This is a genomic window from Psychrobacter sp. T6-1 (genome assembly GCF_052258445.1).
Genome location: NZ_JBQQFC010000084.1, coordinates 1 through 9707 on the forward strand (window position 1 = coordinate 1; position 9707 = coordinate 9707).

9 protein-coding genes are annotated in these 9707 nt (G+C 42.6%); 4 read left to right on the top strand and 5 right to left on the bottom strand.

The genetic code is table 11. The features are described from left to right. The coding region (locus tag ACTXGO_RS06540) for a DJ-1/PfpI family protein (protein WP_443573763.1) at nucleotides 1-567 on the top strand (567 nt) is incomplete at its 5' end. A 77-nt stretch (nucleotides 568-644) separates the two neighbouring features. On the opposite strand, the gene ACTXGO_RS06545 is transcribed toward ACTXGO_RS06540, so the two are convergent. Both ACTXGO_RS06545 and ACTXGO_RS06550 read right to left on the bottom strand, forming a co-directional pair. Next, entirely contained in the window at nucleotides 645-1964 is a 1320-nt protein-coding gene (locus ACTXGO_RS06545; protein ID WP_443541308.1) for a valine--pyruvate transaminase, read from the bottom strand. A 576-nt stretch (nucleotides 1965-2540) separates the two neighbouring features. Then, complete coding sequence (locus ACTXGO_RS06550) at nucleotides 2541-2885, bottom strand: hypothetical protein (protein WP_443573765.1); 345 nt, start codon at nucleotides 2883-2885, stop codon at nucleotides 2541-2543. 746 nt (nucleotides 2886-3631) lie between these two features. On the opposite strand from ACTXGO_RS06550, the gene drt2 reads away from it, so the two are divergent. Genes drt2 through ACTXGO_RS06565 form a run of 3 tightly spaced genes read left to right on the top strand, consistent with a single transcriptional unit; the run spans nucleotide 3632 to nucleotide 5972 of the window. Beyond that, nucleotides 3632-5086, top strand: coding sequence for an antiviral reverse transcriptase Drt2 (drt2, locus tag ACTXGO_RS06555; protein WP_443541310.1), 1455 nt, complete (start codon nucleotides 3632-3634; stop codon nucleotides 5084-5086). A 36-nt stretch (nucleotides 5087-5122) separates the two neighbouring features. Then, a complete protein-coding gene (locus ACTXGO_RS06560) occupies nucleotides 5123-5428 on the top strand; it encodes an IS630 transposase-related protein (RefSeq protein ID WP_201619236.1) in 306 nt (101 codons plus the stop codon). After that, the gene (locus ACTXGO_RS06565) at nucleotides 5400-5972 is read left to right on the top strand and encodes an IS630 family transposase (RefSeq protein ID WP_443573766.1); all 573 of its coding nucleotides are present in this window, start codon (nucleotides 5400-5402) and stop codon (nucleotides 5970-5972) included. Before ACTXGO_RS06560 ends, ACTXGO_RS06565 begins: the two co-directional genes overlap by 29 nt. A gap of 123 nt (nucleotides 5973-6095) precedes the next feature. Here the strand turns inward: ACTXGO_RS06565 and ACTXGO_RS06570 are convergent, their stop codons facing one another. From ACTXGO_RS06570 to ACTXGO_RS06580, 3 genes are all read right to left on the bottom strand, one after another. Next, nucleotides 6096-8723, bottom strand: a complete 2628-nt coding sequence (locus tag ACTXGO_RS06570; RefSeq protein WP_443541312.1) for an ABC transporter permease — start codon at nucleotides 8721-8723, stop codon at nucleotides 6096-6098. Continuing rightward, nucleotides 8716-9414, bottom strand: a complete 699-nt coding sequence (locus ACTXGO_RS06575) for an ABC transporter ATP-binding protein (RefSeq protein WP_443541313.1) — start codon at nucleotides 9412-9414, stop codon at nucleotides 8716-8718. Before ACTXGO_RS06575 ends, ACTXGO_RS06570 begins: the two co-directional genes overlap by 8 nt. A gap of 62 nt (nucleotides 9415-9476) precedes the next feature. Then, nucleotides 9477-9707 (bottom strand): SGNH/GDSL hydrolase family protein (locus ACTXGO_RS06580; RefSeq protein ID WP_459112917.1); only part of this gene is annotated, 231 nt, incomplete at its 5' end.

The following is a 9707-nucleotide window of genomic DNA, read 5'->3' on the forward strand; positions in this document are numbered from 1 at the left end:
GAGGATGACAAAGACGTTAAAGAGATTTACGCTGAGTACGAGTCCAAGCTGAATAAGCCAAAAAGTATCGCTGACTTCGTCAAAAATGATATGGCAGATAGCGATGAATATGTGGCAATCTTTATCCCCGGTGGTCATGGGGCGATGCTAGGCTTACCCGAAGATTATGATCTTGGTGAGTTACTGCGCTGGGGTCATAAAAATGATCTATTCACCTTAGCGATTTGTCATGGGCCTGCGGCTTTATTGGCAGCTAATTTAGAAAGTCCTGATAGCTTCAAGCAAGACGATAGCGATAACGCTAAGCGCGACTTTATCTTTAAAGGTTATAAAATGGTGGCATTCCCTACGGCCATGGACAAGCAAATGCCTAAGATCGGTTATCTACCTGGACCAATGCCGTGGTATTTTGCGGAGAAGTTAGAAGATTTAGGCGTTACTATCGATAATAAACTGGCATCTGGACAGACGCATCAAGATAGAAAGTTGATCTCAGGTGACGGGCCTCTAGCGGCGAATGACTTTGGTAAAATGAGTGCTAAAGCTTTGCTAAAAGAGTTTAGTTAAAAAGGTTTTGATAAACTTGTCGCCTAAAAAAACGGACTAATCATTAGTCCGTTTTTTGTTTTTAAGAGTAAAGGGTTTTACTTAGCCTTATCATATAACCCACGCACCACCTCACCAATCACCGCAATGCCATCAATCAAAGTCTGCTCATCGGCGGCAATACTCATACGAATACACTCATGCGCGTGCTTATAGTCGCTAATATCAACACCAGGGAAGAAGTACTCACTCGGCACGATAAGCGTACCTTTTTCTTTCAAAGTCTCATACAGCTCAGAGGTACTAATCGGCAAATCCTTAAACCATAACCATAAAAATATCGCGCCCTCAGGCTTATGAATCGATAGCGGATAGTCGCCCAGCTCCTTTTTAAGTAACGCAACTGCGGTTTTCGCTTGCTGCTGATAAAAGGGTTTAATCTCGTTATCAGATAAGTCTTTAATAGTGTCATTTTCAACTAGCGGCGTGGCAATAGATGCGCCAAAGCGCGTCGGCGAAAGATTCACTACCGCATTCATCGCGCTGACCGCTTCGATAACTTCAGGAGCAGCGACAATAATACCCGTACGCACCCCCGGCAGACCAATCTTCGATAAGCTAAAACACAGTATCGTATTCACATCCCAGCTTAATTGTACATCTGAGTAAATAATATTAGGGAAGGGCATACCATAAGCGTTATCGATAATCAGCGGTACATCGTAACGTTTGGCAATCTCCGCCAAATGCGCCATCTCTTCATCGGTTAAAACATTACCTGTCGGATTGGTCGGACGCGAACAACAAATCGCACCAATACGACCTTCCTTGAGCGCGGGCAAGTTCTCTAACGCTTCAAAATCGACTCGATACTTAAAAAATCCGTCCTCGCCATCATGCGTCACTTCATCGATATGTGGCAACACTGCGGCAAAATGCTGACCTTCGACATGCACATCGCTATAGCCAATATATTCAGGCGTTAGCGGCAATAGAATAGACTTATCGACAGATTGATTATCATCAACCTTAAAAGCACCGCCAAATAGGTTAAACAAGTAGAAAAACGCATTTTGCGAACCATTGGTTAAAGCGATGTTTTCTGCGCTCAAATTCCAGTCATAATGACGATTAAAAAAGCTGACCAAAGCCTCAATAAAAGCGGCATCACCCTGCGGATTAGAATAATTCGCCATGCTGATAATTGAGGTGCTATTCGCTTCGCCTGTATCGTTATCATTGCCAAGCTCTCGGTAAGTCTGTAAAAACAGCTCATTCACCGCCTCAATCTTGGCAGGATTACCGCCGCCTAGCATGTTGACTGGCTTATCGCTTTTGAGCGCATCGCCCAAGTCATCCATCAATTGCGAGATGCCCGTAGGCTGAATAAACTTTTGACCAAACTTAGAGAATTTCATAGGATTACCGTGCGCTTGTCAGTATCTGACTGTTTGATTAGGTGAGTGTGCGGGTTCGCGTGGCGCTAGTATAGCAAATGCCAGCTTTGATGTGCGCCTTGTCAAGCGCTGATCGCCGTTTATCTTTCGTATATTTAACCCACGAATAAACCAAAAAACACCCTCTATATCAATAGCGAGCGTTATGGTTTGCGGTTTTAGAGATTGGGGTTTTGGAGCTAATCCTGCTTTACGCTTGTAGTTGGCAGTCTGTGGCGCACAGCACCTAGGCACAGCAGCATTGCTGTTGCCTCGACACTACTCCTGTGTAAGGTGCTGTAAGCGTCCCAGCCCACCAAGCTACCGCTGCAATCAGGGCTAAACCGCCTTGCTACAGCAGGGTTACCGGTTCATTACGATAATCGAAACTTTAAATTGAGTTTGAATTTGAGCGGTAGGGTGCGCCCAGCGCACCGATAAATTATAAAATCTATAAACCTAGATAGATGTTATCAAGGGGTAATCATCAACACGGGTTTAAAGTTAAGAATAGCGTTCTTAACGGTGTACTGGGCATAATTTACGAATAGTTATGAGTTAAAAAAATTTATCATAATCTGGATTTGGAGCGTATTCACCATCTATAATTATAGGCATCCAACCAAAATAAGCTTTGAAGAACTTAAGACTTCTTACCTCATACTGATTTTCTGCACACTTTTCTATAGAAATCATAGCGTGATTGTAATAAGTATATTCGCCGCCAGCTCCGCTAGGGAACAGTAAATTCAGTCTTTCGACATCCCAATCTACCATTTCACCTTCTAATACATAAGGATCAAAATCTAAAGTCAAAATGAATTTATTGTTAATCTTACAAAAACAAGGTATATCCTCCCTCTTGATAAGCTCATTTAATCTCAGGTCTTCTGGTACGTTCATTAGCAGTTTCATACTCAACCTTTTTTTTGTAGTTTTAACTTTATATGTATATATTACAGTAGAGTGCGTTCCAAGTAGCGACGAATTAGGCAAGTAATAGATATGAACACACTCTGTCAGGCGATAATCGTTTATGCGATGTTGAGGCTGAGGACAGCGTTCTTAACCTTGATCTCCTATGCAAGGTGCTGTAAGTGCCACAGCCCATCAAGCTACCGCTGCAATCAGGGCTAAACTGCGTTACGAGGCGGCTATTGATTGCTAGTTGTAGAATAAGATTTATAGGCACTAAAAATGCTTGCTATATATAATTATTGGTTTCTATACTTTGCAAAATAGTATCTTTTCTAACTAACATATGTTAGGCTTCAATAGCCTACTATAATTAGATAGTAGGGGTGTATGTAGAATACTAGTTCTTATTGAGCAGCGTTCATGGCATTGATTTAAATAAATGCCATGAACTATCGTGAACATCAGAGCTAGTACTTCAAATATGATTGTGAAAGTCAGACTAATGTCTCCAAGTAACATGAGTATTATACCACCTATGGTTTGTAGCACAGGGTCTATTAATAAATGTTGATGTTTATACATGTTATAGATCTGATGGCGTCCGACAATAACTTAATATGTTATTAAATAAGGCGTTAGTTCTAATATTCCGAGGAAGATACTGGATCACCCAAGTCCCATGCTTCCTCGGTTATGCTAACCATTAATTTAGACTATATTGTGCAAATATTATGAAAAACAAGAAAAAGTCTAATCATCCTTGGTTCAAAGAAAAGCGTTATCTACATTTTGATTTTCCTATAGGTGAAAAAAGAGCAGAACAGTATGTTCTTCACTTTAGAGAAAAACCTGACCATAGCTTTTATCCTTTTATTACCTATACTCTTAAGCTAAGAAGAGTTACTAGAGTACCCATTTTAGAAAGGTCAGATAATAAAAGATCTCTAAAATTTAAGCCTAAAAAAAGACCCCTAGCTTATTGTGCTCATAGAGATAGGGCAATATATAGTTATTACGCTTACTTACTAAATGATGACTATGAAATATATCTAAAGCGTTGCGTATTTTCCAACTCAGTATTTGCTTTTCGAAAGCTTGGAAAAAGCAATATTCACTTCGCTAAAGAAGTATTTGATGAAGTCAAAAAGTATGAAAGCTGTTTAGTAATAGCTATGGATATTAAGAGCTTCTTTGATCATTTAGACCATAATTTAATAAAAAAACAGTGGAAAACTATACTTGGTGTGGATGAGCTACCGAAAGACCATTATAAAGTTTTCAAGGCTATTACTAAGTATTCAGAAGTTGAGCGGAGTTCTATATATGACGCTTTAAATATCTCTCGCTATCATACACCCAAAAATCTATACCGTTTTTGTGATAGTAAAACTTATCGCAAAAAGATTCGTCCCCTCATTAATAATAACAAGGACTCCAAAAATTGTACGAAGGGTATACCTCAAGGCTCTCCTATAAGTGCTTTAATATCTAATATATATATGATAGATTTTGATAAGAAGGCTTATGAGTTAGCTAATAGTGTAAATGGTAATTATTATAGATACTGTGATGATATTTTATTTATCCTTCCTAACATCGATTTCAGTAAAGAAAATTTTTATAAAAATAAAATCAGTCATTATATCGAAGATATAAACTTGGTTTTGAACAAAGATAAAACTGAAGTTTTTCATTTTCAGAATGGTTATATAACCAATCAGAACAAACCCTTACAGTATTTAGGTTTTTGTTTTGATGGGAAAAATATCTTGTTGAGAGCAGCTGGAATTCAAAAATGCTATAGTAGGATAAGAGGTAGTACTAAATTAGCCTCGCGTACTAGGAATAAAAGACTAAAATCAAAATCACCTTTAGCGAGGAATACACTTCATAGAAAAAAACTTTATGAACAGTATACTCATGTTGGTAAAAGAAATTATATCAGTTATGCTTTGAACTCATCTTTAATAATGCAATCAGAAAAAATAAAAAAGCAAATCAAACCAATATATGGTTTTTTGAATAAACAAATATATTACTGGGATACTGAGTTTCAGAATCAATTTTTTAAAAACCATTTTACTGCTAGAACTTACCTATTGAATAATAATACAGGAAAAATAGTTGATATTATGCTTCAACCATATACTGAAGCATATAGTCACCTGACCATAAAAGTGTTATAAAATAAATCGACTAAACGATTATCAGTATAAATGACCATGACTTACTCCCTAGACTATCGCAAACAAGTTCTGAAAAGCTTAGATGAGGGCATGACCTTTGCTGAAGCTGCTGTTTTCTATGATATCAGTCCAACGACCATCCAGAAGTGGAAAAAGCGTCTCCACAGTAAAACCACTCGAGACATCAAGCCCTACAAAATAGAGGATGAAGCCTTAGCTCAAGATGTTAAGGATTACCCTGACGATTACCATTATGAGCGAGCCCAGCGTTTCAGATGTAGCCCAACAGGTATTAGTAAAGCCTTAAAGCGTATTGGTATTAGCAAAAAAAAAGACACTTGAGCATCCCAAAGCCTGTCCTGTGAGAAGAGCGACTTATCTGGCCAAGCTTAACCACTACATCGCTCAGGGCGTTGCTATTGTCTACATGGATGAGAGTGGCTTTGAAAGTGAGACGATACGCCGTTATGGTTACGCACCTATTGGTAGCCCTTGCATTGACCGTTATAACTGGCAAGCCAAAGATAGAACCAATGTCATTGGTGCGCTCTATGGCAAAATGCTGTTTGCACTCGATTGCTTAAAGACCACCATCAATAAAGAGGTTTTCTATCACTGGTGCAAGTTCACGCTGATACCAAAGCTTAAGAAAAAATGTGTGATTGTCATGGATAACGCTGCCTTTCATAAAAATAAGCGTATTCAAAAACTATTGAATAGACATGGCCATCGTATTCTATGGCTACCACCCTACAGCCCTGATCTGAACCCTATCGAGAAGAAGTGGGCTCAAGTGAAGTTTCTACGCCAAGGCTGGATGGAAAATGACTTATCTAAATTGTTTTATGATATTCATCCAAAACATAACTCTTTTGTAGTGCAGTGACTATATATTTCATCATTAAATCCGAATAAATATAATGTTTTAGTAAGAAAAATATAGATTAACTGAGCTACATATTTTATTCCATATTCTCTCGAACCTTACTATGCGTATTCAATTTGCTTCTCAAACCATAGCCCGAACCCGCGCCATAATCCCACGTCCAATCACCAATCTCACATAAATAATCGCAATACCCAGCAGCAAGGCAAGCAGCAATCCGCTACCAATAGCTAAGTTCGCCCACGGGACGCTAAAGCGCAAATCAAACCACTGGGTAATCGCAAACCACGAGCCAGCACTGGCAATCGTCATCGCAAACACCGCGGCGCTAACGCCAAGTACACCAATCTCCAAGATATTAAGCAGGTATAAATCACGCTTTTGCATACCGAGCAGACGGAATGAGGCGCTTTCTTGCATGCGGTCTTGTGAGGTGGACAGCAGCGAGCTAATCAGTACCATAATGCCAGTCAGTAGTGCTAGTAAGGTGAAGACATAGACCAAGCGGCTCATCTGCTGCACTAGCCCTTGGATTTGCTCAGCGATAGCCGTACCATCAACTGTAGTAACGGCAGGGAATTCGCGTACCAGTTGACCTTGCACCTCAGCGATACTGTCTTCAGGAATATGCGCGGTGGCAAATTGGATTTGCGGGGCGGCGGCTAATAGCTCAGGCTCGAACAAAAAGTAAAAGAAGGGGCTGGGGCCACGTTCGAAGCGCGAGCGAATACTGGTAATCTCTCCGGTTATCTCAATGCCTTGAATATTAAACACCACCTCATCGCCCATACCGACATTTAACATCTCAGCGGCGCTATCTAAAATAGATAACGGCTGTACTTGTTGTAGTTTTGAGATTTGTGGGTCTTGACCATCGATAGGGCTATACAGCTCGTCATTGGTGACCGCATCGACGATGTATTCGGTGTCCATAATCGTGTCGGCGTAGCTTAAGTTAAACACCCGCGTCGGCTCATCGAAGTCGTCATCAGCATCGATATCTTCTGCCGCCACGCCTCCCGCGGTGACGATACGCGCGCGAATAACCGGATAATAGCTGACCGGTGCGCCAATGATGTTATTAATCTCGTCGTGCTGCTCGCTTTGCACATCAAGCAAGAATATATTGGGCGCATCTTCAGGGTAGGCGTTGACGAACTGAGCGTTGATACTGTGATTGAGAGTAGTAATCAGGGTCAATACCGCCACCGATAGCGATAGCGTGACGAAAAATAGCGCCGATTGATTGCCTTTACGCGCCAGATTATGAATAGCAATGCGCTGCATCCAGCTGACATTTTTATTTTTAGCTAGCCGCGATAACAGCCACAGCCAACCGCGTGCTAGCGCCCAAAAGATAGCGACAAAGCCAATCAAACCGATAAGCAGTTGTGCTGATAAGCGCCAAGAGCCGACTTCATAAGTGAAGAACAAATACAGACCGATAAACATCAGCCCGTACCAGAGTAGGGGTAAGCGTTTGTACCAAGGTTGTCTACCCGATTGTTGGCTAGCGCCTTGATTAAGCAGGGTAGCGGGTTTGGTGGTACTCAGCTCATTAAGGCCGCGCTGGGTAATCACCAAGGTCAATATGATAGCGATAATCAGCGTTTTAATGATGCTAAGCGGACTAATCGCTAAACCAAGGTCTTCGGGCAAAATAGCGGTAAGATAAGGCTGACCGATCTTTAATAGCCCAAGACTGACCACGACAGCAGCAACACTGGCAATGATGGAGGTGCCCAATAATAGCCGATAATAGCTGGCTTTGATTTGACGGGCAGGTTCGCCCATCGCCATACGGATGGCATTGTTGGCTTGCTGTTTGGTGACAAAGGCGGTAATGACGCCATACATAGCAACGGCGGATAGTAGCAGTACCGCGATGACCAGTAATTTCAAAAACATGAGCACATTATCAGAGATGCGCGAGACCTGCGTATCTTCGCTATCGATATCGGACAGCCTGATGTTAGGGTAGCTGGTTAAAGTTTGCTCTAATTGCTCATTTAGTGCGGCTATGGTTTCCTCGTCGCCTGCTATCTCAATACGGTAACGCACGCGGCTACGCTGACCGAGCAGATTAGTTGCCGCTAAGCCGTCCTCTTGCATGAGTACATGGCCGCCAAAATCAAAGGCGCTAAGCGGTCTATCTGGCTCTTTGGTCAGCACATCGCTGATGGTAAATTGTCCATCGCCAATAGTAACGCTGTCGCCAACGCTGGCATTTAACCCTTGTAACACCTCTGGCGCGATGACGATAGTGTCTGGCCTTAGCTGTTGCCATAAGGGTTTACCGGAGGCGGTTTGTGCCTCGCCATATAAAGGATAGGCAGGAGTAACGCCTTTTATACGCACCAATAAGGTTTGCTCTTCAGTCACCGCCATAGAACTAAACTGATAGTCATAGACGACTTGGCTCTCAGGCAAACTGCGTACTTGCTCTAACACTTGCGCCGGCCACTCTTGATTGCTCTCGAGCACCAAATCACCACCGACCAGCGCGCGCTGATTGTCCGTGATATAGGTATTGACCGCTTGCTGAATCGAATCCAAAGTCAGGTAAGTGGCGAGCGATAGGGTTAAAGTGATTAAGAATAAAACGGGATACACCCAGCGTCGCCACCAGCTACGGGTCAGGGCTTTAGTGCCTAGGGTGGAAGCAAAAAGCTGGCTTATTATGCTGTTAGTGGGGTCTGCATTATCGCTGACATGATGACCAGTTTGATTGTTTTTGGTGACGTTATCCATTGGCGTAAGTTCCGTCTATCACCCCATCATGCATAGTAATCACTCTATCCGCCATCTCAGCAAGCGCAGGGTCATGAGTCACGACCACCAGCGCTGAACCGGTTTGTTGCCGCAAATCGAGCAATAATTGCATAACTTGGTCGGCATTTTGCTCGTCCAAATTACCGGTTGGCTCATCAGCAAAGACGATTTTGGGACGCGACACCAAAGCGCGGGCGACGGCGGTACGCTGTTGTTCACCGCCAGATAATTGATTAGGCAGGCTATCACGCCGATGCCCAAGTCCGACCGCATCGATGAGTTCATCAACCCGCGCTTGATCGGGACGCCGCGCAATATCGAGTGGAAAAGCAATGTTTTCTGCCACGGTCAATGTCGGCAATAAATGAAAAGACTGAAACACAAAGCCCATGTCACGCTGACGAATAGCGGCGAGCTTATCTTCATCAAGCGCACTTAAGGTTTGCTCGCCAAGCTTAACCGAGCCGCTATCGGGATAATCGAGCGCCGCTAGCAAACCAAGCAAGGTTGATTTACCTGAGCCAGACTTACCCATAATCACCACAAACTCGCCGGCATTGACATGGATACTGACGTCCTTAATAATCGCTAGCGATTGCTCGCCAACTTGTACGGTTTTGTTAAGGTTTGTGGCGGTGAGTAGGGCTTTACTTATAGGTGTAGCAGTCATTGGACAGTCTCAATTGGCATTTTATGGCTATAGGTTTGCGAAGCGTAGTCTGGCAAGCATTTTTAATTACGCGCGCTTGCCACTATGCTCTCAAGCTCCGGCTCTAGCACAGGCAAAATATTATTATTAACGATAATGGTATAGCCCTCGCTGGTAGGATGGATAGCATCCGCTTGATTCAAATCAGGGTCGCCGCCCACGCCCTCTAAGAAAAAAGGAATCATCGGCACATTCATATCTTCAGCGATACGTGGATAAATAGCTGAGAACGACTGTACGTATTCATTGCCCAA

Bases quoted from the DNA above. Each gene is read 5' to 3' on its own strand.
- ACTXGO_RS06545 (WP_443541308.1), bottom strand. From the start codon at position 1,964: ATGAAATTCTCTAAGTTTGGTCAAAAGTTTATTCAGCCTACGGGCATC.
- ACTXGO_RS06550 (WP_443573765.1), bottom strand. From the start codon at position 2,885: ATGAACGTACCAGAAGACCTGAGATTAAATGAGCTTATCAAGAGGGAG.
- drt2 (WP_443541310.1), top strand. From the start codon at position 3,632: ATGAAAAACAAGAAAAAGTCTAATCATCCTTGGTTCAAAGAAAAGCGT.
- ACTXGO_RS06560 (WP_201619236.1), top strand. From the start codon at position 5,123: ATGACTTACTCCCTAGACTATCGCAAACAAGTTCTGAAAAGCTTAGAT.
- ACTXGO_RS06570 (WP_443541312.1), bottom strand. From the start codon at position 8,723: ATGGATAACGTCACCAAAAACAATCAAACTGGTCATCATGTCAGCGAT.
- ACTXGO_RS06575 (WP_443541313.1), bottom strand. From the start codon at position 9,414: ATGACTGCTACACCTATAAGTAAAGCCCTACTCACCGCCACAAACCTT.